Origin of the sequence: Catellatospora sp. TT07R-123, from assembly GCF_018327705.1 — a bacterium.
Classification (GTDB): Bacteria; Actinomycetota; Actinomycetes; order Mycobacteriales; family Micromonosporaceae; genus Catellatospora.
Genome location: NZ_BNEM01000001.1, coordinates 975,476 through 999,285, shown reverse-complemented (window position 1 = coordinate 999,285; position 23,810 = coordinate 975,476). Strand labels below are relative to the sequence as shown.

Here is a 23,810-nt window from a genome sequence, read left to right as displayed (position 1 = left end):
ATCCGCCGCATGGGCGCGACGGCGGAGAACGGTGCGGCGCTCGCTCACGGGCCGGCGTGGATGAACGGTGCCCAGGTGCTGGGCCTGGCAGGCTGCCTGTCGCGCAGCGCGAGGGTGGTGCGGTGCAGGGCCTGGGCGGTGCGGGCGGGGTCGAGCGCGCCGTCCCGGGTCAACCGGGGGTAGAGGTCGGCGGTGACGGCGGCGGCGCTGTGGTCCCATACCGACCACAGGGTGCCGATGACGTGGCGCCAGCCCGCGTACTGGAGGGCGGCGGCGACGGTGACGGTCTCGTCGAGGTTGGTGACGCCGCCGGTGGCCGTCTTGCACGCCGACAGGAACGCGAACTGCCCGCCTGCCTGGCCGGTGAGGTCGGCGATGCCGACCGTGCCCGCGGTCTGCCAGTCGTAGGGGACCAGGCCGCCGGACGCGGGGTCGGCGAGCTTCTGGGTGCCGTGGCAGGAGGCGTGCAGCCACTCGTGCCTCGGCAGCGCGGCCGTGATGGCGGCCCGGGTGGCGGCGCGGTCGAGCAGCTCGGTGCGCCGCGCGGGCGGGAACAGCGCGGCCAGCGCCCGGCGCTCGGCGTCGGCGCCGGGCAGTGGGCTCTGGGCGGGGGTGTCGGACAGGGCGACGACGAGCAGGCGCTGTCCGTCGGCGGCCGGTGCCGGTCGCCGGGTATGGGCGTGGCGCAGGGCGCGCAGCGTCGGGGCGTAGGAGGACACCACCCGGTCGGGGACGGTGCGGCCGTCCCGGGCGGTGTGGTGGCCCGCGGCGTGCAGGGGCAGCACGGTCGCCGTCCCGATGGGACACCACCAGATCCTCGGCCACAGGTCGTCCCCCGTGCGGGTGGCGGTGTGGCCGAGCCGTTCCAGGACCGGCCCGGCGATCCGGTCCCACAGCCACGCCAGGGTGCCGGTGACCGCCAGTTCCATCAGCCCCCGGTCGCGGCGGGTGCGCTCGAAGTCCTGCAGGGCACGCAGGTACCGGTCGGCGTTGTCGATCACTTCAGCCTCGGTGAGGCCGGGCAGCTCGACGACGGCCACACCCGTGTGGTCGAGGATGAGGGCGTCGCACCGCCACCGGCTGATGTTGACCATGACCACGTGCCCGTCGCCCGCGCCGGGCAGCAGGTCGCTCACCTGCGGCGGTAGCAGGAACCGGTGCGGCTGCGGGAACGCGTCGGTAGGCGGCAGGGCCCGTACCAGCGCGCTCAGCTCGTCGAAGCGGCGAGCGGCCCCGGCCCGGGCCGGATCGCCCGCCCAGGCCGGTTCCTGCCGGTGCCCGGCGGTCTCGGCGGCTGGCGGCCGGTCGAGGACGGCCCGGCATTCGTGCAGCTGCCGGGCGAGCTCAGGATGGTCGTGGGCGAGACCGGTCAGGTCGGTGCGGGCGTCGAGCAGCTGCGCCCACACCACGCCGCGTCCCTGCTCCAACAACTCCACTGCCAGGCCGGGATCACCGGCGGCGATGGCGCACGCCGCGCCGTCACGGGCCAGTGACGCCCCTTCGCGATCCAGCCGGAACCTGCGATCGGCGTCGGAGACGCCCCGCCATGCCAGCAGCGGCAGCAGGCCCACCGCCTCCCGGTATACGCCCAGCGCAGCGGCCGGTCCGCCCAACCGCACCGTCGCCGATGCTCCAGCGTGCGCGGCTCGCAGCCGCGTACCGGCCGGAGCGGTGTCCGCCGCTGCCGCCAGCGCCCAGAGCTCCACCGCCTCGTGGAGATCGCCGTTGTCGCCGGTGTGCCCGGACCGGCTCTGCAGCGAGTCGGCGAGATTCGACATCATCACCGCGCGGTCGGGCTGGCCGGGCGGAGCCTGCGCCACGGCCTGGCGTCCGACGGCAACCGCCTCGTCCAGGTCACCGGCGTCGGATGTCCGGCCGAACCGGATCGCCAGCGCGCTGCCCAGGTTGGACAGGTAGCTGGCGAGGTCCGGGTCATCGGGCCGGGCCGCGTCGACGGCCTGGCGCGCGATGGTCACCGCCTCGCGCAGGTCGCCGGTGTCGCCGGTGTCGCCGGCGCGCTCGAACCGGGCCCGCAGTGCGGTGCCCAGGTTGGACAGGTGCATGGCGAGCCCGGGATGGTCAGCCGGGGCCGCGGCGACGGCCTGCCGTCCGACGGCCACCGCCTCGTCGAGGTCAGCGGTGTCGCCGGTGCGCCTGAACCGGGTCTGCAGCGTGCTGTTGAGGTTCGACCACAGCACAGCCAGGTCCTGGTGGCCGGGCCGGGCCGTGTCGACGGCCCGGCGTGCGGCCCGCACCGCCCCGTCGAGGTCGCCGGTGTCGCCGGTGTGCTCGAACCGGGCCCGCAGGGCGTTGCCGAGACGGGACAGGTAGGCGGCCAGGCCCGGGTCACCGGCCGCGGTCGCGTTGACGGCCTGCCGTGCGGCGGCCACCGCCTCGTCGAGGTCGCCGGTGCCGGTGCGTTCGAACCGGGTCCGCAGCACGCTGCCGAGATCGGACAGGTACCGGGTGTGGTCGGGGTGGCCGGGCGGGGCCGCGTCGACGGCCTGGCGTGCGGCCGTCACCGCCTCGTCCAGGTCACCCAGCAGGCTGGTCCGCTCGAACCGGTCATGCAGCACGTCGCTGAGTTGGGACAGCATCGTGGCGAGTCCGGGGTCGCCGGGCGGAGCAGCGTCGACAGCCTGGCGTGCGAGGGCCGTCGCCTCGTCGAGGTCGCCGACGGCGCCGGTGTGCTCGAACCGGGTCCGCAGCGCCCCGCCGAGGTTGGACAGCATTCCGGCCAGGCCGGGGTGGCCCGGCGGGGTCATGCCCACGGCCCGGCGTACGGCGGTCACCGCCTCGTCCAGGTCACCCCGCCAGCCGGAGTGCCCGAACCGGGACCGCAGGGCTCCGCCGAGGTTGGACAGCATCCCGGCCAGTTCGGGGTGGCCGGGCGGGGTCGCGTCGACGGCCCGCCGTCCGAGGGCCACCGCCTGGTCCAGATCACCGGTGTCGCCCGTGCGCCGGAACCGGTTCTGCAACGCGCCGCCGAGATTCGACAGGTACGAGCCGAGCTCGGGGTGGTCGGGCGGGGCACCGTTGACGGCCTGCCATCCGACGGTCACCGCCCGGTCCAGGTCGGCGTCGTCGCCGGTGCGCTCGAACCGGATGCGCAGTGCGAAGCCGAGGGTGGACCGGTAGCCGGCGAGGTGGGGATGTCCGGGCGGGGCGGCGGCGACGGCTGCGGTGAGCAGCGCGACCGCCTCGTCCAGCCCGGCCGGGTCGTCGACGTGCGCCACCCGACCGATGATCAGGTTTGCTGTGTGCGACCGCCGGCTGTGCCCGTCGGAGAGGAAGCGGTGTACCAGATCGGGCATCGACGCCTTCGGATCGGCGTCATACACCTTGCCGAACCACTCCAGCGCCGGGTGGAGGTCGGCGGTGTCCGCACGTTCGCGTCGGAACTGGAACCGCATCCAGTGGAACCAGGCCAGCAGGTAGCTGAGCTGGATCGTCACCTCGCCGGCGGCGACGGCCTGTGCCCGCAGCTCGGCGGCCTCCATCGCCGCCTGCTCGTCGAGCACCCCGCCGGGATCGCCGTCCTCGGCCGCCTGCACGCGCGTATGCAGCGAGGCCGTCAGCTGCTGAATCGACATGCGCAACTCCTACCGGACGGGGTGCTGCCGGTAGCCGCTGAGGTGTTCCGAGCACAGGTAGAGGCTGAGCCCTTCGGGAGTGACCAGGCGCGAAAGCCCGCCCCAGCGCTGTTCCGGATCTAGTCTGAGCATCATCTCGCGCAGGATGCGGTAGTCGGCGTCGGTCTCGGCCTGGCGCCTCAGGCCGTCAGGAAGGTCTGCCGAAGCGGCGTCAGGGTGGTCCAGGTCGTCGACGGGGGCGGTGTCGAGGACCTGCCGGAAGAGGTCGAGCTCATCGGTGAGCTGCTCTTGCAGGTCGTGGGCGGCGATACCGAGAATCGGCCCGACGTAGGGCACGGTGGCGCGAAGAAACCGGAGCGCCTTGGCCAGGTACGGCCCATAGGTGCGGAGGAGTTCGGCGAGTTCGGTGACCTCGTAGCAGCCGGCGTCGCCGGGCAGCGGGTGCCAGGTGCCAGGCTCCTCGCAGTAGAGCCGAAGGATGTGGCTCGTCCTGCCGATCTGCCGTCTTCCACTGGGGGTGACCGTGAAGACGCTGGGGCAGTGGGCATGCTGCGTCTGCTGTATCAAGGTGACCATCCGCAGATGATTACGCTGCTCCATGGCGCTGCTCTGCTGCATGTCGCTTCGCATCCGCTCGACCGCGGTGACGAGATCGCGGACATCGGACACCGTGACCAGGTCGCGCATCGGTGGCGCGATCCCGGTCAACAGCGTACCGATGTCGATCATGTCCTCGAATTCCCGGCAGTAGATGTCGTGGTGACCGCGTCTGACCCGGTCCACGACCTTGGCGTAGTCGAATTCCTCGCGGCACGGCCCATGGCCGCGGCAGGACACCAGACGGGTGACCTTCAGGCCGGGGTATCGGTCGAGGGTCAGGTTGAGACCGTCGTCGAGTACGTTGAAGAACGGGGCGGGCATCGGCCCGCGGACTGTCAGCTCGATGCGTCGGCGCTGGGTGTCGGTTCGCAGCAGGCCGGTGTGCTCGCCGTCGGGGTGGCGCAGGACCGCGCCGGTCCGCCAGCGGAACTCGGTGGCGAAGCGATGGGAGCGGGCAAGGAACCAGCCCGGGATTCCCGGCGGCAGCACGGGCAGTTGGTAGACCAGCCGGATCTCGTTGCCCTCGGACGGCCAGACCTCACTGAGGTCCGGCGGGGCCTGCGGCAGCCAGCTGACCACGATGCCTTTGGCACCGTCATGGCTGTCCCGGATGCGGTAGGACACGTCGAAGTGGTCCATCAGGTTGAGCAGGTGTTCACGCTCGTCGCGAGGTTGGTCGGGCCATGCGTTGGCCATGTCCTGGGTGGTGAGCAGCCCGTTGCGAGAGGCCACGCCGGGATCGTCGAGGATCCGCGCGATCCGCTGGTTCAGCCACTGCGGGTCGCGGATCACCGTATCGGCCAGGTCCTCGTCCTCAGGGAAGTAGAGCAGCTCGCCGCGATGGTGCAGCGCCGTAGCCAGCGTCTGCCGTTCGACGGTGTCGGTGACACCGGCCCGCTCCATCGCCTGCCACATGCCGGTGGTCGGCAGGTGCGGCGGCAGGTCGGCCGAGGTCAGCTCCGCTGTGGCGTCGACCCACCGGTCCGGCCATGCCGCACCCATCAGCGGCAGCGTGGTGGCGTTGTGGGCGATGGCGGCGAGCAGGGCGCCGATGCCGGTGCGGGCTGCGCAGTCGACACTGAAGTGGTCGACTACCGCCGGGTACTGCTCGCACAGCCCGCGCAGGTCGATGTCGGCCGGCCGGGCGGCGGTATGGGTCGCCACGATCAGGACGGGTGCTTCGGGGGCTCGGGCGGTGATGATGTCCAGCCAGTAGTGGAGCCGTCCCCGATCGGTGCCCTCGCCCGCATTCCATACCAGCAGGAACAATGACCGGCCGGTGAGGAAGAACTGGTGTGTGGCGTGGTAGATGTCCTGCCCGCCGAAATCCCAGACCGCCAGGTCCATGGTGGTGTCGGGCTTACCGGGATGTGTCAGCGGCAACCGGCTCAGCAGAAGGCCGTGCGTGGTCGGCTCCCCCGGATCGTGAGTGATCTCGGAAAGGGCCTTGACCAGCGAGGTCTTGCCCACTCTCCCCTCGCCCACCAACAGCAGTTTCGACGTCCACTGCGGTATGGACGCACCGGTGGCGAGCAGATACGCGAGGACCGCTCGCGCGCCCTGGGCCGCGACTTCCGCGGGCGGGCCCTGGAGCGGATTGCCGCTGAACTCGAAATGGTTCAGGGCGGTGAGGCCGCGGAGACTGTCGGGCAGCTCCTCCAGCTGGTTGTATCGGAGGTTGAGCGTGGTCAGGGCAGAGAGGTCGCCGATGCTCTCGGGCAGGTGCTCCAACTCGTTGTAGCCGAGGTTGAGAACGGTCAGCGCAGAAAGCCGGCCGAGACTGTCCGGCAGGCGCTTCAGCATGTTGACGCTGAGGTCCAACGTGTTGAGGGCCGTGAGATTGCCGAAGCTGTCAGGCAGCTGCTCCAGTTGATTGCCGCTGAGGTGCAGCATGGTGAGGGCAGTGAGATCGCCTAGCCACTCGGGTAGGCTCTTCAGCCCGTTGCAGCCGAGGTCCAGCGTCCTGAGCATGCCGAGGCCGCCGATGCCGTCAGGCATCAGCTCCAGCCGGTTGCCGCCGGCGTTCAGAGCGGTGAGGGCAGTCAGGTCGCTCAGGCACTCGGGCAGCCGCGTCAGCCGGTTGACGGAGAGATCGATCGAGGTGAGAGCCGAGAGGTCGCCGATGCTGTCGGGCAGCTGCTCCAGCAGGTTGCGGCTCAGGTTCAACGTGGTGAGGCCGGAGAGCTTGCTGATCCAGTCGGGCAGCTGCTCCAGTAGATTGCCGCTGAGGTTCAGCGTGGTGAGGGCAGGGAGATCTCCGACACTGTCGGGCACCCGTGCCAACTCCAGCCCGCTGAGGTTCAACTCGCCTTTGCCGGCGCTCCGGGCAGCCGCGATCCGATCCTCGGCTTCTTTTTGCAGCGCAGCTCGCCAGGTATCAGACATCGGGCAGCCCCTACGTTCACATCGGTCTCAGCTGACCAGATCCTTCCAAGACCTGGCTGCCAAAGGACCGCCCCATCGGCTGAGTGGTCAGATAGATGTACGACAGGACGGGGGTCAGGGGATGCGAGCGGGCATCGGGCCTGGCTCGCCTCATTCGAGGTCGTCGCGGGACATCGGTGCCCCGATCCGGAAGTCCCGGAAGGTGGCGCGCAGGCCCGCGCGCTCCGGCGAGCAGCACATGACTCCGACGTCGACAGTCGCGGGAAGCTCCAGCTGTCCCAGGCGCAGCAGCTGCCACGGATCCTCGCCGCTGCGGCAGTGCACGGTCAGCGCGTCACCGAAGCGGGTCACCCGCATCGAGACCTCGCCGCGAGCTGCGGCGACGGGCGCCATGGACACGTCGGAGCACCCGCGGGTGTACACCGTGCTCACCTGTACGGCGCCCGAGGTCACCTCCAGGCCGGTCTTCAGCCAGTTCCGCGCGTCGGCCCGGACCATCATGCCGGCCTGGTCGAACCGCGTCGTGTGCTCGGCCGCTACCACGGCCTCGGCCGTGAAGTCGCCGGTCACGGGCAGGCTGAAGAAGTGCCCGTTGTCGGTCACCCAGCCGTAGAACGTCTCCCGCCAGAAGTCCGTCCGCAGCTCCGTGACCGCGTGGAGCACGCCGTCCCGCAGCGACCACTCGCCGGGTTCGTTCAGCCAAGACATCCGCTCCAGCATGGCGAGAGGATATCGGCTGCCGTCACGCGATGCGGGGCGCGTGATCCTCCTGCGCGACGGGTCCACATGCGCCGATCTCGGTGTGTGACTGCTGCCTCTACTCTGGAACCCGGCCGCCGCCGTCGGGCCGGCCGGGAGCCGGCCCGGTCCGTGCATCCGACAAGGGGACCGTCTGGGTATGAGCACCGGCCGACACGACACCGACCTGACCGCCTGGTGGTGTGAGAACCTGCCCCGGTTCACCGAGCACGCGGACGAGTACCGGTGGCGGCACCTGCTCGACGCGGCCAACGCCGACATCCGGGCCGGTGTTCCGGTCGCCGACGCTCTCGCCGCGCATCACCTGCCGATCGACCCCGTCGACGACCTATCCCACCAGAAGTCGTGGTACGACCCGGCGAACCTGGACGGCCTGCGGCCGGTGCAGGCGGTGCCGGTGGTCGGCCGCTACACCTGCCCGGCTGCCGTGCGGCGCTGCGGTCGCAGGGACGATCCGGACCGGGCCACCGGCCATGAACCGCGCTGCGGTCTGCACGGTCTGCCCATGACCCGGCACGCACCGCCTACCGGAGGCCGGCCGTGACCGAACTGATCACCGCGCTCGGTGAGAAGATCACCGAGCGGTGGCTCGCCGTGATCCTGCTGCCCGGTCTGCTGTACGCGACCGTCGCCGCGTGGGCGATCAGCGCGGGCCGGCGCCATGCGCTCGACCCTGCCCACGTGACGGCCGAGTTCGACGCGGCCTGGCACGCCCTCGACGGCCACGGTCCTGCCGCACTCGTGCTGGCGACCGCAGGACTGCTCGGCGCCGCGGTGGCGGCCTCGACGCTGGCGGCCGTGCTCGGCGAACAGCTCGTCCACCGGGCCTGGACCGCACGCGGCCCGCGCTGGTGGGCACGACGCCGCCAGGCGGCCGCGCGAGCCGCGTGGAAGCGCCAGGACCGGCACCCGGCAGACCCCTACCTGCCGCAGCACGCCACCCCGATCGGTGACACCTTCCGGCTCATCGGGGTCCGCGCCGACGTCCAGTACGGCCTGTCCGTGCCGCATGCCTGGTCTCGCATCTGGCTGCTCGCCGGACCGGACACCCGCGCTGTCGTCACCACCGCCCACCAGCGGTATCACGCCGACGCCACGCTCGCGGCCTGGGGACTGCTCTACCTCCCGCTCGCGGTCGTCTGGTGGCCCGCCGCGGTCGTCTCCGCGATCGGGCTCGTCGTCGGCTGCCTGCGTGCCGTCACCGCCGCCGCGACGCTGGCCGCCGTCATCGAGGCCGCCGTCGACGTACACCAGCACGACCTGGCCGAGGCGCTGGGTGTGCCCCTGCCCGCCGGGCGGCTCACCCGGCCCGAAGGCAACCAGATCAACGACATCCTCAACAAGCGCGCCTGACGCGCGGGCTCCGGACCGGCGGCGGGCGGCTCCCTCCGGCGCGGCGCCCTACAGCTGGGAGGGGAGCGCGCCGGAGTAGATCAGGGCGGCTGTCGTCGCGAAGCACAGGACCGACGCCGCGACGGCGGCGATGAGCCCGCCGCGCGGGCGGCGTTCGACGGCAGGGGAGTCGGCCGGCAGCATCGGCACCGCCGCCAGTGCCGCCTCGAGCCGTCCGGCGGCGATGAGCTGGGCCGGCCGCTGGTTCCAGGCGGCGCCGCCGAATGCCGTACCGGCGGGGAAGGCGACGGGCGGGCGGCCGTCGACGATGATCTTCAGCTCGCCCGAGCTGCCGCGCTCGAGTGACCGGATCGCCTGCCGGGGGATGAGGTGGCGGACGAAGGCCTTGTCCACGTGCACGTGGGTGGGCGTGACGACCATCCGGTACGCGAACGCCGGGACCGCCGAGGCGGCGCAGAGCGACCCGACCAGTGCCGCGACGATCAGTGTCGCGCCGGGCACGTCCGATGAGCTGTTCGACCACACCGCCAGGGGCCCGCCGACGGCGAAGATCCCGAAGATGATCCGCGCCGGTACGTCGATCCGGCGTACGACGGCCCGGCCGCCGCGTGCCGTGACGGCGGCGGGCACCGGCTTGTCGACGGCGTCCCAGCGCTGCCTGCGCACGGTGTCCAGCCGTCCGCTGAACGCCACTATGACCAGGACCGCCGCGAAGATCAGCGACGTGTCGGCGACCGGCCAGCCCTCGTGCCGGGCCAGGAGCGAGAACGCGGCCACGAGGGCGGCGAGCGCGGTGCAGATCAGGGTGCGGGGCCAGGTCCAGTGGAACACGCGCCGATCCTGCCAGCGCGGGGCGCGTGCCGCCGCCCGCAGGCCGTGTGACCCTGCTCATGCGCAGGTCGGCGAGGTCGCCGGGCGCTACACGGCCGTTATACCCCTATTTATGCCGAGCTGGCAGCCGAGTTTAAGAAAATTAAGATCAAACTCTTGAAAGTTAAGCCCTGGCGGGATACAAATTTAGTTATGACAGAGCAGGCGATGGACTGGCGGGAACTGACGAACCTGACGCAGGGACGGCCGTTCGTCGTGGAGCGGGTCCGGCTGGCCGACAACGGAGTGGCGGTCGAGGGCCGCTTCGAGCTGCCGCAGCTGGCTCAGCTCAGCGCCGAGGACCAGATCTTCGTCACGGCGTTCCTGCGGAGCCACGGCTCCATCAAGGAGATGGAGCGGATCTTCGGCGTCAGCTACCCGACGGTCAAGGCGCGGCTGAACCGGATCGCCCAGGTGCTCGACTTCGTCGAGACCGATCCGGCGCCGCCGCGGTCCGACGTCGTCGACCGGCTGCGCCGTGGCGAGATCACCGCGCAGCAGGCCCTTTCCGAACTGGAGGCCCAGCCGTGATGCCCCAACTTGTGACCGTCCGGGTCGCCCGTCCGCACGGCCGACCCATCCGGGTCTGGGTGCCCGTGCTGCTCGTGGCGCTCCTCCTCTCGCCGGTCCTGATCCTGGCCGTGCCGGCCGGGATCGTGGCCTGCCTGGTCTACCGCGTCAGCGTGACGCGGGCGTTCGCCGCCGCCTGGCGCCTGCTCTGCGCGCTGCGCGGCACCCGGTTCGACATCGAGCAGGGCCGCACGGCCGTGCTCGTCAGCATCCGATAGGAGTGATCTCAATGAACGAAGAGCGTAAGAGCATCCTCGACCTGCTGGCCGAGGGAAAGATCACCGCCGACGAGGCGGAGCGGCTCATCTCGGCGCTGGAACGCGCCCGCCCGGCCGCCGCGCCGAGCACCGACACCCGGCCGAAGGCCAGGGCGAAGTACCTGCGGGTCGTCGTCGACGCCCGTGAGGAGGGCGAGCCGACCCGGATCAACGTGCGGGTGCCGCTGCAACTGCTGCGGGCCGGCGTGAAACTGGCGGCCCTGGTCCCGCCGCAGGCGCTGGACCGGGCGAACACCGAACTGGCCCGGTCGGGCTGGCCGATCGACCTCGGCCAGCTCAAGCCCGAGCAGCTCGAGGAGCTCATCGAGCACCTCGACGAGGTGACCGTGGAGGTCGACGACCCCAGCGCCACCGTGCGGGTCTTCTCCGAATAGGCGCCCTCGCGGGCGCACCTGTCCGACGTAACCACAGCAAGATCCTGCGCAACGACTCCCCGGCCGTCGCCTAGACCCTCCGCGACCCCGGCCGGCTAGGCCGCCGCCCGCCAACCCCCTGGCGCGATCGGTTCCCGCCGCGCCGGCCCGGCCCTCCGCCGGGCGAGAACACCGGCGTCCAGACCGCCGACCCTCCACGCTGCCGTCCACCCGACCCGCAGCACCACCTCCGCGCTGCCAGCCCTTCGTGCCGTGATCCCGACGGTACGCACAGGGCCATGCCGACCTGCCCTGCTCCGGCTGTGCCGGGGCGGGCCCTCCGACGCGACTGTCCAATAAGGAGATGACTCTCTATGCAGCAGAACCGGCCCCCCGCCATCCGCGCCGGGGGACTGCGCAAGTCCTACGGAACGGTGGAAGTCCTCAAGGGCGTCGACTTCACGGTCGAGCGCGGCAGCATCTTCGCGCTGCTCGGCTCCAACGGCGCCGGCAAGACCACGGTCGTGCGAATCCTGTCCACGCTGCTCAAACCCGACGGCGGCACGGCCGCCGTCGCCGGGTTCGACGTGGTGGACAAGCCGCAGCAGGTCCGCCAGGCGATCAGCCTGACCGGCCAGTTCGCCGCGGTCGACCAGATCCTCACCGGCCGGGAGAACCTCGTCATGGTCGCCAGGCTGCGCCAGGTCGGCGATCCCGGCCGGGTCGCCGACGACCTGCTGCACCGGTTCGGGCTCACCGACGCGGGCGGCCGCAGGACGGCGACCTACTCCGGCGGCATGCGCCGGCGCCTCGACATCGCCATGAGCCTGATCGGCGACCCGCAGGTCATCTTCCTCGACGAGCCCACCACCGGACTCGACCCCGAAGCCCGCATCGAGGTGTGGAAGGAGATCAAGGCCCTCGCCGACGGCGGCACCACGGTCCTGCTGACCACGCAGTACCTGGAGGAGGCCGAGAAGCTCGCCGACCGGATCGCGATCCTGCACCAGGGCACGATCATCGTGTCCGGCACCCTGGCCGACCTGCGCAGGCTGCTGCCCGCCGCGAAGACCGAACTCGTCGAACGCCAGCCCACCCTCGAGGAGATCTTCCTCGCCGTCGTCGGAACCAAGGAGCAGCAGTGAGCGCGCACGTCCTGTCCAACACCGGTGTCATGCTCGGCCGCTCGATCCGGCACGTCACCCGCAGCATGGACACCATCATCACCGTCACGATCATGCCGATCGCGTTCATGCTGCTGTTCCGGTACGTGTTCGGCGGCGCCATCCAGACCGGCACCGCCAACTACACCAACTACCTGATGCCCGGCATCCTGCTCATCGCCATCGCCAGCGGCATCTCCTACACCGGGTTCCGGCTGTTCAACGACATGCAGAGCGGCATCTTCGAACGGTTCCACTCCATGCCGATCGCGCGCTCGGCGGTCCTGTGGGGGCACGTGCTGACCTCGGTGGTGTCCAACGGCATCTCCGTGGTCGTCATCGTCGCCGTCGGGCTGCTCATGGGCTTCCGGACCTCGGCCGGAGTCCTCGCCTGGCTGGCCGTCGCCGCCATCCTGGCCCTGTTCACCCTGTCCCTGACCTGGGTCGCGATGATCGCGGGGCTGGCGGCGTCGTCGACCGACGGAGCCACCGCGTTCTCGTACCCGCTGATCTTCCTGCCGTTCATCAGCTCGGCGTTCGTGCCCACCAGCACCATGCCCGGCCCGGTGAAAGCCTTCGCCGAACACCAGCCGGTCACCGCCATCGTCAACGCCATCCGGGCACTGTTCGACCAGCAGCCGGTCGGAAACCAGATCTGGTCCGCGCTGGCCTGGTGCGCCGCCATCCTCATCGTCGCGTACGCGTTCGCGATGCGGACCTACCGCCGCAAGATCACCTGACCCTGCGGGGACCGGCCGTCCGGCACCGCCGGGCGGCCGGCCGCGGGCATCGGCGTCAGGAGACCGGCCCCAGGTCGGGGAAGCCGTCGCCGAGCGGGTCGTCCTCGGTCCGCATCTTCGCCTTGTCGCCGTCGCTGACCTTGACGACGCAGCCGTCGACCAGCAGCACGTAGCGCAGGGCCTTGCGGATCTCGCCGTTGTCGGTGCGGACCACGGTGTCGATCGGTTCGCCGAACGGGCACTGCAACTGGTCGTCGCCCACCGGGCGCATCGGCACCAGCACCGAGAGGGCCCGCACGAGCAGCTGCTCGTCGGCGGGGTCGAAGGACTGCCGGACGCCGCCGGTCCAGAACTCGAACGCCTGCTCGTACTCGATGAGGATCCGCCGGCCGGGTTGCAGGATCAGCGGCAGCGGCTGGCTGCGTTTGAACTCGGCGTCCGCGCGCTCCTTGTCGTCCTTGATGTCGTTGACGGTGATCCAGTCGCCCCGGTCGGCGTACACCGTGACCGCGTTCGCCCGGTCCACCCGCCGCAGCTCGGCGTCACCGACGTGCGGGAACAGCGTCTCGACGTCGTTGACGACGATCGGCGTGGCGCTCGTGTTGGCGATCGACAGCATCGAGCTCCACCTGACGCGCGCCGCCTTCGCGCCGCTCGTCGGCGTCCGCAGCGACATGGCCTTCTGGAACGGCCACTCCTGTGCCAGCAGCAGCGCCTTGCGTTCCAGGTCCAGTGGCGAGGACTGCGCGGGCGGCGGCGGGTCGTCGGAGAGCAGGCCGTACATGTCGTTGGTGAAGCCGACGACCAGCGCGACGGCGCTGAACGTGGTCACCGCGATCCGTACCACCGGCGACTTGACGATCCGTTTGAGCCGGGCAGCCAGGGTCTGCCCGGGAGGTGCCGCATCGGGCGCCGGTCCGGGTGCCGCTTCTGGTGCCTCTTCGGGAGTCATCATCGACCGCCATCGTACGACGGTCCGACACCACCTCATGACAGCCCGTCACGCGAAAGACTGCCCGGTCCGCGACACCCCGGCCGCGAGACCCCGGCCGTGACGCTACGACCGCGCGGCCGCGCCGAAGAAGTCGCCGCCCTTGCGCCGCACGTCGTCGGTGCCCCAGGCCCGCCCCGTGGGCACCTTCATCAGCCGGGGGATGTGCTTGGAGCAGTGGATGTACGCCTCGTCGACGTCGACCACCACCCAGCGTTCGGGACGCCGGCCCGCAACGGTGTCGGCGGGCAGGCCGGGATGGCCGGACCGGACGGCGTCGTCGTCGGCGATCTCCGCCCGGCCGTTGACGTGCAGGCCGATGACGTCGCGGACGAAATCCACGAACAGCAACCCGACCTGGTCGTTCTCGCTGATGTTGCCCAGGCTCGCCATCACTCCGTTGCCGCGGTACTCCGGCCACATCAGCCGGGTCGGCCCGACCACGTGGACGAACCCGGGCGGCCCCGCCCGGAACGTGGAATCGCACGCACCGCGCGCGTCGGAGGTCGCCACGAACATCATCTCCTGGCGCCCGACGAACTCCCGCATCCGCTCGTTGAGGTGATCGAGGACCTGCTGGTCGTAGAACCGCTGCGCCCGGTCGGCGGTGCCGTGCCGATCCTGTAGCCGCCGCTCGCCGACCGAACCGTGCGCGGTGCCGACGACCTCGCCCATGGATGCCTCCCACTTCTGATGCCGCACCTCGGCCCACATGAGGCATCGAGGTTCACCGAAGCCCGCCGCCACGAGTCGCACACCCTGTGCGACTCGTGCGGCGGATCGTGTAACAGATTCGGCTGCGGCCACGACCTCGTCTGCGGGAAGGCGGTAGCCGCATGGCTGAACTCGGCCGGCTGTTGAAGGAGAGCTGGAGTCTGGTCGACGACCAGCAGGAAAAGATGGCCGCATACTTCTACGCGCGGCTGTTCACGCTCGACCCGAGACTGCGCGACCTGTTCCCCGTCCAGATGGACGTGCAGCGCGCCAGACTGCTCGGTGCGATCGTCACGGCCGTGCAGACCCTCGAAGACCCCAACCGGTTCGCGGACTACCTCAGCGAGCTCGGCCGCGACCACCGCAAGTTCTCCGTCGTGCCCGACCACTACGAAACGGTCGGGCGCAGCCTGATCGAGGCGCTGCGCACCTACGGCGCCGACGAGTGGACCCTGGAATACGACCAGGCCTGGCGCGACGCGTACGACGTCATCGCCCGCACCATGATCGCCGCCGCGACCGCCGACCAGGGCCCCGCGTACTGGTACGCCAACGTTCTCAGCCACGAGCGACGCGGCCTGGACACCGCGGTCTTCACCTGCCGGCCGGTGGAACCGCTGCCGTACCGGGCCGGGCAGTACGTCAGCGTCGAGTGCGGCTACCAGCCCCGAGCCTGGCGGGCGTACTCGATGGCCAACGCCCCGCGCGACGACCTGACCATGGAGTTCCACGTCAAAGCCCTCGGCGCCGGCTGGGTGTCCGGTGCGCTGGTCCGGCGGCTCCGGCCCGGTGACCTGATCAGGCTCGCGGCGCCGATGGGCTCGATGGTGCTGGACCGCGGCTCCCCACGCGACATCGTGTGCGTCGCCGGGGGCACCGGGCTCGCTCCGCTCAAGGCGATCATCGACGATCTCGCCACGACCGGCCGCACCCGCCGGGTGCACCTGTTCTTCGGTGCCCGCACCCGCGACGACCTCTACGACCTGCCCGCCCTGACCGAGCTGGCCGAGCGCCATCCATGGCTGACCGTCGTGCCGACGGTGAGCCACGACGCAGGGTACGAGGGGGAGACCGGCCTGGTCACCGAGGCCCTGACCCGGTACGGGCCCTGGAACGACCACGACTTCTACGTCTGCGGCTCGCCGGCGATGGTCGCCGCGACCCGGCGCACCCTGACCCAGCTACAGGTCCCGGCCATGCGGGTCAGGCACGACGTCTTCGGCCAGGACTACTGACCCGGGCACCGAACCCGGCCGCCGGTGCGTCAGCTGACACCGGCGGCGTGCACGGCCCACCTGGCCGACCGCTGCCGGCGGCCGAGCGAACCGGCCAGGACACGCCGCCGCACCAGTCCGCGCAGCCCGGCACCCGAAACCGACCGGCTGCTCCGGGCCCCGCGTGCCTGCGCCGCCGACGGCAGCGCCGCGCCGGAGCCGGGCAAGCGGGTGACCAGCCAGCCGCGTACCCCCACCGCCAGCGTGAATGCCGCCAGCGCGAGGCTGGCGATCGTCTCGTCGGCCATGCCGATCCCCTTCCGGTAGCCGAGGTCTCGTCCGAACATATCCACCTTCTGCCACCGGCAAACAAAGCTGCGCCAGAGTCGTTCGTGCGCAACGGGCGACGTCGGCCAGAAGCTACAGTCTGCCTAGGAGCCGGACCGTGACCTCGTAGGCGGCGGCGTCTGCCGGCTCCTGGCGGTAGTTGATCTGCTTGATCTGGCGGTCGTTGCGGTACAGCCGTACGGCGGCCAGGTCGCCCAGATGCTCGATGCCGCCGCGCGGGGACTTGTCCTCCAGCACGTCGGCGACGCCGCCGAGGTAGTTGGTCGCATCCCATGGCTGTTCATCGCTGGGAACATGGAGTACCAGTTCCAGCCCGATCTCACCTTCGTCGATCGGGTGGAAGGACTGATGGGCCCGCAAGGCGCTGTCGGCGGCGAGGAGAAGTGACCGCACCCGGCCGGTGTGCGGATGGCCGGTGCTGAGCATCGACTTCGCTTCGCTCTTGGCCGGGGGCAGTCCGGGTACGCGAAACGTGATCGCCGCCGGGTGCCGGTGAGGGCTGGCCGCATCGCCCGACCCGGCCTTGAGGAAACCGATGAGCGCGTTGTCGAGGATCTTGGTCTGGCTCGTACGCCAGCCGATGCCCGTGACGTGCTGGCCCGGCTCGACCGCACGGGCGACTTCGGCGAAGGTCCGGAACAGGTAGGGAAAGGTCCGGCGCTGCGCCGTACCTTGCCAATGGGCGTCATACAGCGCGAAGAACCGTCCGGTCCAGGCACGGTCCATGGGCGGAACGAGATCGGGCAGCAGATGATGCAGCGTCTTCGTGCCAGCGACGATCTTGGCGTTGTTGCTGGTGACGCCGAGCGAGTGGATGAGTTCCCACAGTGTGTCCGCAGTGCTGCCGGGCAGCGGGCCGGCGATGCTGAGGTGCTCCAGCGCGGCGATCCTCGGCAATGCCTGCCGCAGAGCCGCAGCGAAGTCCGCAGCTGCGGACAGCCGGGAACCCCGCATGTTGAGGCGCCACGTGATGAGGGTCCTGCGCAGGCTGGAAACGAACTCGGGGTCCATGACAGCCGCCTCGACCGAGCCCGCCCGCGATCGCAGCGCAACAGTCTTGCGATGGGCCGCCAGTTGAACACCGGCGAAGGGGACCGTCGAGTCGTACACGTCGACGAACCGTCCGAAGCCGTCGATCAGGCCCTTTTTGCGAGACGCTCTCAAAGCTTCCAGCACTACCGCAGCTTAGGCGCCGCCTCGTGGCTGATGCCGCCTCGGGGCGGCCGGGCAGAGGCTCAGGCCGGTTCGGTGAGGTCGGTGATCAGGCGGGTCACCAGTGGGCGCAGTGCCCGCACCCGCTCGCGGCGCCAGGTCGAGATCGTGGGCAGCACCGCGTCCTGGGTGGTCGCGGCCCGGATCCGCCACATGCCGGTCAGGGCCACCACGAACCGCGCGGCCTCGGTGGGCAGGGTCTGGATCAGCCGGTACGCGCGATCTGTGGCTACTTCGCCGCCGAGACCGTGCCCGGTGCCGACGATGTCGGCGGACAACTGGGCGAGGTCCAGCCACGGCACACCGGCGGCGGCGTATGCCCAGTCCAGCAGCGTCGCCGAGCTGGTCGCCGCGTCCACCGCCGTGTTGTCGGCGCGGATGTCGCGGTGGACCAGGGCATCCCCGGCCGTCCACCGCGCCCAGTCCGCGGCCACCTCGGCGGCCCGGACCGCGTACGCCGCCTCCCACTCGTCCGCCGGACCGGCCGCGACCACCCGCTCCCAGCCGTCGAAGTCGTAGATCCGCTCGGCGACCGGTCGCAGGCCGTCCGGTGCCCGGTGCCCGCTCGCGGTGCGGCACGCGGCCACCACGGCGTCGATGGAGGTGTCGGTCCACAGCTCTACGGTGGTTCCGGCGGCCCAGGTGGTGACCAGCGCGAGCCACGGTCCCCACTCGACGGTCGCGAGGCGGTGCGGGGCCGGGACGGATCGCGGGAGCACGTCCAGGACGGCCGACTCCCGGCGTACCAGCATGTGGTTGTGGGCTCGGACCTCGGCCGACATCGCCTTGGCGAACACCGTGCGGCCGTCGGCCAGCCGCAGTGCGGCGGCCGGTCCGGGCGACATGCCACCGCGCAGGTCCGTGTGGCCGGTGATCGTGCTGCCGAGCGCGTCGGCGACGGCCGCCCGCAGCGGTGCCGGCGCATCGGCCCAGGCAGCCCGAGGGGTGAATGTCACGCCGCTTTATACCAGTCGATCGTCGTTTCCGAGGGTAACGCCGCATCGTCGGCGGCGCGGCCCCCACGGGGTGCCGCGCCGCCGCCCGGAATCAGCCCAGCAGCGCCAGATCCTCGGGGGTGAGCGCGAGACCGGCCGCGGCGAGGTTCTCCTCCAGGTGCGCGAGCGAGCCCGTACCGGGAATGAGCAGGATGTTGGGGGAGCGGGCCAGCAGCCACGCCAGCGCGACCTGCGCGACGGTGGCGTCGTGCCGCTCGGCCACGGTCGCGAGGTGCTCTGCGGTCAGCGGCTGGAAGCCGCCGCCGACGGGGAAGAACGGGACGTAGGCCACGCCCGCCCGTGCGCACGCGTCCACCAGCGGGTCGTCGTCGCGGTTGGCGATGTTGTACGCGTTCTGCACGCACACGACCGGCGCGATCGTCCGCGCCAGCTCGAAGTCCTCCAGCGAGATGTTGGAGACGCCGAGGTGCCGGATGAGCCCCTCCTCGCGCAGCCGCAGCAGCGTCTCCAGCGGCCCGGCGAGGGATGCTTCGCCGTGTCCGCGGTCGCCCATCCGCAGGTTCACCACGTCGAGTGCGTCCACGCCCAGCGAGCGCAGGTTCGCCTCCACACCGCGGCGGAGCCCGTCGGGGGTCAGCCCGGTCTGCTCCGAGGACGGCAGCGCGATGTCCGGGCCTTCGACGAGCGCGCCGACCTTGGTCACGAGCACCAGCTCGGCCGGGTACGGGTACAGCGCGGCCTTGATCAGTTCGTTGGCGGCCACACCGTCACGGGCGTAGTAGTTCGACGTGTCGATGTGGTTCACCCCCAGCTCGACCGCGCGCCGCAGCACCGCCAGCGCCGTGTCGCGGTCGGGGCGCCCGCCCCGGGGCCAGCCGGTCAGCCTCATCGCGCCGTAGCCGACCCGCGCGACGTCCAGGTCCCCGCCGAGCTTCCAGCTCTCGCTCGTCATATCCACCGGATGATCTTATGCGGATCCGCGGCCGGTCGAAAGGACACGGCCGGAGCCGGCCGGCACGAGTATCGCGCCGGCCGGCCCGTCGCCGTCTACCTAGTTCTTCCAGAACATCTGGGCCGGGCTGCTGTTGCAGTCCCACAGCTGGAGCCGGGCGCCGTTGGACGTCGATCCGCTCGGCGAGTCCAGGCAGCGGCCGGACTGCGGGTTCTTGAACGACCCGTCCGGCTGCGGCACCCACTGCTGCGCACCGCCGCCGTTGCAGTCCCACAGCTGGATCAGGGTGCCGTTGGCCGTGCCGTTGCCGGTCGCGTCCATGCAGCGGTTCAGCGTCCGCAGCGCCTGCCCGTCCCACGTCCAGTGCTGGTCCACGGCGTAGGGCTGGCAGCCCCACAGCTGGACCACGGCACCGTTGCCGCCGGTGTCGTCGGCGGCAACGTCGATGCACTGCCCGCCGGGACCGTTGATGATCGTGGCGCCGGGCGAGCCGCCCGCCAGGCGGAACATCTGCGCCCCGGAGCCGTTGCAGTCGTAGATCTGCAGCCGGGTGCCGTTGGCGGTGCCGCCGCTGGGGGAGTCGAGGCAGCGACCCGAGGTCGGGTTGCGCAGCGACCCGTTGGCCTGGGCGACCCAGTTCTGCGCCCCGGAGCCGTTGCAGTCGAACAGCTGCACCAGGCTGCCGTTGGCGGTGCCGGCGTTGGCGATGTCGAGGCAGCGGCCCATGGTGCGCAGGGTCTGCCCGTTCCACGTCCAGTGCTGGTCGTAGGCGCTGATCTGGCAGTCCCACAGCTGCACCGCGGCGTTGTTGCCGCCGACGTCGTCGGAGGCTACGTCGGCGCACTTGCCGCCGGGACCGGTGATGCCCTTGCCCGCCGGGGGCGGGGCGCTGTTGAGCCGCTGCGACGCGGCGATGAGCTGCTGGTTGGCGGCCCGCATCCGGGCCGCGTCGAACTTGAGGACCTGCCGGTCATAGGTCCACAGGCCGTTGATCTCGCCTTCCACGTCGAAGGGCTGGGTGTAGACCAGGGCGCTGAGGCCCCGGGTCCACATCAGGCCGGACGCCTGGTTGATCAGCCCGACGAACCGGTCGGTCATGACCTGGCTCGACGTGTGCATCTCGTACCCGCCGAACTGCCCGTTCGGGCTGTACTCGTGCCCCGGCGTACGCATGCCGAGGCCGCCGTACTCCCCGAGCACGGCCGTACGGGTCGCCGACGGCGCGATCGAGTTCGGTCCGACGTACCAGTGCCAGTCCATGATGTCGCCGTTGCCGGGGTCGCCCTTGGAGTTGCAGCAGTTGTAGCCGCTGTGGGCGTTGACGAGCCGGGTCGGGTCCTGTGCCTTGATGTTGTTGACGACCCGGGTGGTCTCCGACAGGCTCCACTCACCCCAGCCCTCGTTGAACGCCACGTACGTCACCAGGGCCGGGGACGAGCGGTGCTCGTCGACGATCTGCCCGACCTCGGTCTCCCACTGGGCGTGCTGGGCCGCGGTGCCGGGGGCCTCGCCCATGCTCGGCATGTCCTGCCAGACGAGCAGGCCGAGGCGGTCGGCGTGGTAGAACCAGCGCTGCGGCTCCACCTTGATGTGCTTGCGGACCATGTTGAACCCCAGGTCCTTGATCTTCTGCAGGTCCCCGGCCAGCGCGGCGTCGGTCGGGGCGGTGTAGAGGCCGTCGGGCCAGAAGCCCTGGTCGAGCACACCGTTCTGGAAGAGGAACTGGCCGTTGAGGGTCAGCACGAGCCGTCCGTTGACGACGGCCTTGCCGATCTCACGCATGCCGAAGTAGTGCATCGTCTGGTCGACGGCCGTCCCGCCGCTGTTGCGCAGGGTCAGGCGCAGGTTGTAGAGGAACGGGTCGTCGGGGCTCCACCGGTGCGCGTTGGGAACAGGCACGCTGAACTCGGTGAAGCCACCGGTGGCGGTGCCGACGACGGTGGTGCCGTCCATCGCCTCGGCGAGCACCGAGTGCCCGGTGACGTCGCCGCGGGTGAAGACCCGCACCCGCAGGGTGTTGTTGGCGAGGTTCGGGTAGAGGTCGGCGCTGAAGATCGACGACGTGGGGGTCGGCTCCATCCATACCGTCTGCCAGATGCCGGACGACGGCGTGTACATGATGCCGCCCGGGTTGCGGACCTGCTTGCCGCGGGCGATGTTGAGGCCCCCGGTGTCCGACGGGTCGTAGGCGCGCACGATGATCTCGTTGGTGCCGCCGTTGAGCTGCGGCGTGATGTCGAACTCGAACCGGTCGTAGCCGCCGGTGTGGCTGCCGACCTGCACGCCGTTGACCCAGACGGTCGCCTGCCAGTCGACCGCGCCGAAGTGCAGCTGCACGCGGCGGCCGCTCCAGGCGGCGGGGACGGTGAAGGTGCGCCGGTAGAACAGGTAGAACCGGTTGTCGTTGGCGGCCCGCTTGATGCCCGACAGGGCCGACTCGACCGGGAACGGCACGTTGACGCGCTCGGGCAGGGTCTGGCCGAAGACGGGGGCGTCGTTGGTGGTGGACTGGCGCAGCTGCCATTCGCCGTTGAGGTTCTGCCAGTCAGGGCGGGTCATCTGCGGGCGCGGGTAGTCCGGCAGCGGCGTACCGGTCAGGGCCTGGCTGGTCCAGGGCGTCGTCAGCGGCGACGGTTGCGCGGGTGCCGCGTCGGCTGCGGACCCGCCGACCAAGACGGTCGTGGCCAGGCTGACCACTGCGGCTAACGCCGCAGCCAGCAGACGTGATCGGTGGGGGAGGTGCATCGGTTCTCCTTCGGGACGGGATTGAGAAACATGCATCGACCGATGAAAGAACAATCTATAACGTTATAGAGTCACAGACAACGTTGTCGCTCGGCTGCTGAGGGCGACGTCGCTGGCCTCGGGTATGACGGCCGCGCGACTACGCTGCGGTGGGAGCATCGCCTACGTTCTGATGCACAGCCCACTGGTGGGACCGTTGACGTGGGACCCGTGGCCCGACGGCTGCCGGGTGCGGTGGTGCCGTCGTTTCTGCACGTGGCGGCCGCGCGGCCGCCGTTCTGGCCGCGGCTGGCGGGTCGAGCACCTACCGGGCCTGCATCTGCATCAGCTCGTCGACCCGGATGCGGTTGCGGCAGCGATCGAGAAGCTGTCCGAAGGTCTGGCTTGTCCTCGGCCTGGTTGCGGGACCACGGCGTCGACCGGATTCGCCTACACTCCCGCAGGTGATCGTGCGGAAGGCCGGCCCGGCGGACGTGGCAGCACTCGCCGAACTGCGCGGCATCGAATCTGACAACCTTCCGGCGTACGCGGCATGGGTCGCGGCCCATGCCGAGACGCATCTGCCGTTCGTGGCCGAGATCGACGGATACGTGGTCGGTGTCGCCTGGCTGCACGTCGCGGAACGGGTCCCCGCCAACAATGAGCCCGACCGCCGATACGGCGACGTCCAGTCCGTCGAGGTACGCGAGCCGTACCGCAACCGCGGCATCGGCGGCGCGCTGATGGCCGCGATCCTGGACGAGGCCCGCGACCGGGGGCTGAAGCACGTCTGCGTCCACTCCGGCCGCCGGGCGGTGGACTTCTACCTGCGCAACGGCTTCAGCCACCACCGCCAGCTGCTGTTCTGGGAGCCGGTTCAGTAGGGCGGTTCGCGTGGCCTCCGGCGCGGCCTTCGGGCCCGGTGGGCCGGAGCTCCCGCTCATAGGGTGTGTCCGTGACCACCGAGACCGGCACCGAACCACGACGGGACCTGCGCCTGCTGCCCAAGGCGGAGCTGCACGTGCACCTGCTCGGCGCGCTGCGCGAGACGACGCTGCGGGAGCTGTCCGCCCTGGCGGGGCTCCCACCGGCGAATCCGCAGGCGTTCACCACGTTCGCGCAGTTCCAGCAGATGTTCCAGGCGGCGTACGACGCGGTGAAGACCCACCGCGAGCACCTGGAGCGCCTGGTTCGCGAGGTCGTGGCCGACGCCGCCGCCGACGGCGCGGTCTGGGTGCAGCCGCACTTCGATCCGCACATCTTCCCCGCCTTCGGCACTCCCGACGAGGTGCTGCGGCTGGTGCTGGCGGCGGGTGAGGACGAAGGCGGCCGCCGGGGCGTCGGGTTCGGGCTCACCATCGGCGCGATGCGCCACCTCGGCCCCGACCGGACGGAGGAGCTGGCCCGTTTCGCGGCCCGCCATGCCGGTCACGGCGTCTACGCGTTCGGGCTGACCGGCGACGAGGTGGCATACCCGCCCGAGCCGTTCGCCGCCGCGTTCGCGCTGGCCCGGTCCGCGGGTCTGGCCGCCGCACCGCACGCGGGCGAGCTGGCTGGGCCGGACAGTGTCCGTGCCGCGGTCGAGGCCCTCGGTGCGACCCGGATCGCGCACGGCGTCGGCGCGGCCGACGATCCGCGGCTGCTGCGCGAGCTGGTCGACCGCGACGTCACGCTCGACGTCTGCCTGACCTCCAACCTCCGGCTCGGGGTGGTCGGCGCGATGACCGAGCATCCGCTGCCCCGCCTGCTCGCCGCCGGGGTGCCGTGCACCCTCGGCGCCGACGATCCGCTGATGTTCGGCGTGGGCCTGCTCGACGAGTACGAGGTCGCGCGGGACCAGCTGGGGCTCACCGACGAGCAGCTGGCCCGGATCGCCCGCCGGTCGGTCGAACGCTGCGGCGCCCCGGCCGGCCTGGTCGCGGCATGGACGGCCGAGGTCCGCGACTGGCTCGCCGGCCCTGGACAACCGCCAGCACGCCGACAACTTTGTGTGTCTTGACAAATTTTATTGTCGGTAGCAAGCTTGGTGCTACGG

21 protein-coding genes are annotated in these 23,810 nt (G+C 71.0%); 10 read left to right on the top strand and 11 right to left on the bottom strand.

Translation table 11 applies throughout. From position 1 onward, the window contains the following. Nucleotides 1-44 precede the first annotated feature (44 nt). The 3 genes from Cs7R123_RS04190 to Cs7R123_RS04180 all read right to left on the bottom strand — a co-directional run bounded on the left by Cs7R123_RS04190 (nucleotide 45) and on the right by Cs7R123_RS04180 (nucleotide 7,286). Entirely contained in the window at nucleotides 45-3,593 is a 3,549-nt protein-coding gene (locus Cs7R123_RS04190; protein ID WP_212823540.1) for a CHAT domain-containing tetratricopeptide repeat protein, read from the bottom strand. Between the two features lie 9 nt (nucleotides 3,594-3,602). Beyond that, nucleotides 3,603-6,578, bottom strand: a complete 2,976-nt coding sequence (locus Cs7R123_RS04185) for a COR domain-containing protein (RefSeq protein WP_212823538.1) — start codon at nucleotides 6,576-6,578, stop codon at nucleotides 3,603-3,605. 150 nt (nucleotides 6,579-6,728) lie between these two features. After that, complete coding sequence (locus Cs7R123_RS04180) at nucleotides 6,729-7,286, bottom strand: DUF1349 domain-containing protein (protein ID WP_244871601.1); 558 nt, start codon at nucleotides 7,284-7,286, stop codon at nucleotides 6,729-6,731. Between the two features lie 190 nt (nucleotides 7,287-7,476). On the opposite strand from Cs7R123_RS04180, the gene Cs7R123_RS04175 reads away from it, so the two are divergent. Together Cs7R123_RS04175 and Cs7R123_RS04170 are read left to right on the top strand one after the other, a co-directional pair. Further along, a complete protein-coding gene (locus Cs7R123_RS04175) occupies nucleotides 7,477-7,881 on the top strand; it encodes a hypothetical protein (RefSeq protein WP_212823534.1) in 405 nt (134 codons plus the stop codon). Continuing rightward, on the top strand, nucleotides 7,878-8,690 hold the full coding sequence (locus tag Cs7R123_RS04170; RefSeq protein ID WP_212823532.1) for a hypothetical protein: 813 nt from the start codon (nucleotides 7,878-7,880) through the stop codon (nucleotides 8,688-8,690). The genes Cs7R123_RS04175 and Cs7R123_RS04170 overlap by 4 nt, the downstream gene beginning before the upstream one ends. Nucleotides 8,691-8,738: 48 nt before the next feature. Here Cs7R123_RS04170 and Cs7R123_RS04165 read toward each other — a convergent pair whose 3' ends face one another. Continuing rightward, entirely contained in the window at nucleotides 8,739-9,521 is a 783-nt protein-coding gene (locus Cs7R123_RS04165) for a hypothetical protein (RefSeq protein WP_212823530.1), read from the bottom strand. A 192-nt stretch (nucleotides 9,522-9,713) separates the two neighbouring features. Between Cs7R123_RS04165 and Cs7R123_RS04160 the strand changes: the two genes are divergently transcribed. From Cs7R123_RS04160 to Cs7R123_RS04140, 5 genes are all read left to right on the top strand, one after another. Further along, nucleotides 9,714-10,091 carry a DUF2089 domain-containing protein gene (locus Cs7R123_RS04160; protein ID WP_212823528.1) on the top strand — a complete coding sequence of 126 codons (378 nt, stop codon included), beginning with the start codon at nucleotides 9,714-9,716 and terminating at the stop codon, nucleotides 10,089-10,091. Then, nucleotides 10,091-10,348, top strand: coding sequence for a hypothetical protein (locus tag Cs7R123_RS04155; RefSeq protein WP_212823526.1), 258 nt, complete (start codon nucleotides 10,091-10,093; stop codon nucleotides 10,346-10,348). Before Cs7R123_RS04160 ends, Cs7R123_RS04155 begins: the two co-directional genes overlap by 1 nt. 11 nt (nucleotides 10,349-10,359) lie before the next feature. Continuing rightward, nucleotides 10,360-10,782 (top strand): hypothetical protein, encoded by a 423-nt coding sequence (locus Cs7R123_RS04150; protein ID WP_212823525.1) that lies wholly within the window; start codon nucleotides 10,360-10,362, stop codon nucleotides 10,780-10,782. Nucleotides 10,783-11,135: 353 nt separating this feature from the next. Beyond that, nucleotides 11,136-11,906, top strand: coding sequence for an ABC transporter ATP-binding protein (locus Cs7R123_RS04145; RefSeq protein ID WP_212823523.1), 771 nt, complete (start codon nucleotides 11,136-11,138; stop codon nucleotides 11,904-11,906). Between the two features lie 29 nt (nucleotides 11,907-11,935). Then, complete coding sequence (locus Cs7R123_RS04140) at nucleotides 11,936-12,664, top strand: ABC transporter permease (protein ID WP_212828819.1); 729 nt, start codon at nucleotides 11,936-11,938, stop codon at nucleotides 12,662-12,664. A gap of 55 nt (nucleotides 12,665-12,719) precedes the next feature. On the opposite strand, the gene Cs7R123_RS04135 is transcribed toward Cs7R123_RS04140, so the two are convergent. Then, the gene (locus Cs7R123_RS04135; protein WP_212823521.1) at nucleotides 12,720-13,619 is read right to left on the bottom strand and encodes a hypothetical protein; all 900 of its coding nucleotides are present in this window, start codon (nucleotides 13,617-13,619) and stop codon (nucleotides 12,720-12,722) included. Between the two features lie 102 nt (nucleotides 13,620-13,721). Beyond that, on the bottom strand, nucleotides 13,722-14,330 hold the full coding sequence (locus tag Cs7R123_RS04130) for a pyridoxamine 5'-phosphate oxidase family protein (RefSeq protein ID WP_212823519.1): 609 nt from the start codon (nucleotides 14,328-14,330) through the stop codon (nucleotides 13,722-13,724). A 161-nt stretch (nucleotides 14,331-14,491) separates the two neighbouring features. Here Cs7R123_RS04130 and Cs7R123_RS04125 point away from each other — a divergent pair, with 161 nt between their 5' ends. Further along, on the top strand, nucleotides 14,492-15,604 hold the full coding sequence (locus Cs7R123_RS04125; RefSeq protein ID WP_212823517.1) for a globin domain-containing protein: 1,113 nt from the start codon (nucleotides 14,492-14,494) through the stop codon (nucleotides 15,602-15,604). 29 nt (nucleotides 15,605-15,633) lie between these two features. On the opposite strand, the gene Cs7R123_RS04120 is transcribed toward Cs7R123_RS04125, so the two are convergent. The 5 genes from Cs7R123_RS04120 to Cs7R123_RS04100 form a co-directional block, all read right to left on the bottom strand. Further along, complete coding sequence (locus Cs7R123_RS04120) at nucleotides 15,634-15,930, bottom strand: hypothetical protein (RefSeq protein ID WP_212823516.1); 297 nt, start codon at nucleotides 15,928-15,930, stop codon at nucleotides 15,634-15,636. Nucleotides 15,931-16,003: 73 nt separating this feature from the next. Further along, nucleotides 16,004-17,107: a hypothetical protein gene (locus Cs7R123_RS04115; protein ID WP_212823515.1), complete on the bottom strand. Its 1,104-nt coding sequence runs from the start codon at nucleotides 17,105-17,107 to the stop codon at nucleotides 16,004-16,006. Nucleotides 17,108-17,166: 59 nt separating this feature from the next. Then, entirely contained in the window at nucleotides 17,167-18,099 is a 933-nt protein-coding gene (locus Cs7R123_RS04110; protein WP_212823514.1) for a phosphotransferase, read from the bottom strand. Between the two features lie 91 nt (nucleotides 18,100-18,190). After that, entirely contained in the window at nucleotides 18,191-19,051 is an 861-nt protein-coding gene (locus tag Cs7R123_RS04105; protein ID WP_212828817.1) for an oxidoreductase, read from the bottom strand. Between the two features lie 99 nt (nucleotides 19,052-19,150). Further along, entirely contained in the window at nucleotides 19,151-21,796 is a 2,646-nt protein-coding gene (locus Cs7R123_RS04100; RefSeq protein ID WP_212823513.1) for a ricin-type beta-trefoil lectin domain protein, read from the bottom strand. 443 nt (nucleotides 21,797-22,239) lie between these two features. Here Cs7R123_RS04100 and Cs7R123_RS04095 point away from each other — a divergent pair, with 443 nt between their 5' ends. Beyond that, the gene (locus Cs7R123_RS04095; protein WP_244871600.1) at nucleotides 22,240-22,659 is read left to right on the top strand and encodes a GNAT family N-acetyltransferase; all 420 of its coding nucleotides are present in this window, start codon (nucleotides 22,240-22,242) and stop codon (nucleotides 22,657-22,659) included. A 71-nt stretch (nucleotides 22,660-22,730) separates the two neighbouring features. After that, nucleotides 22,731-23,774: an adenosine deaminase gene (add, locus tag Cs7R123_RS04090; protein ID WP_212823511.1), complete on the top strand. Its 1,044-nt coding sequence runs from the start codon at nucleotides 22,731-22,733 to the stop codon at nucleotides 23,772-23,774. The last annotated feature ends 36 nt before the right edge of the window (nucleotides 23,775-23,810 follow it).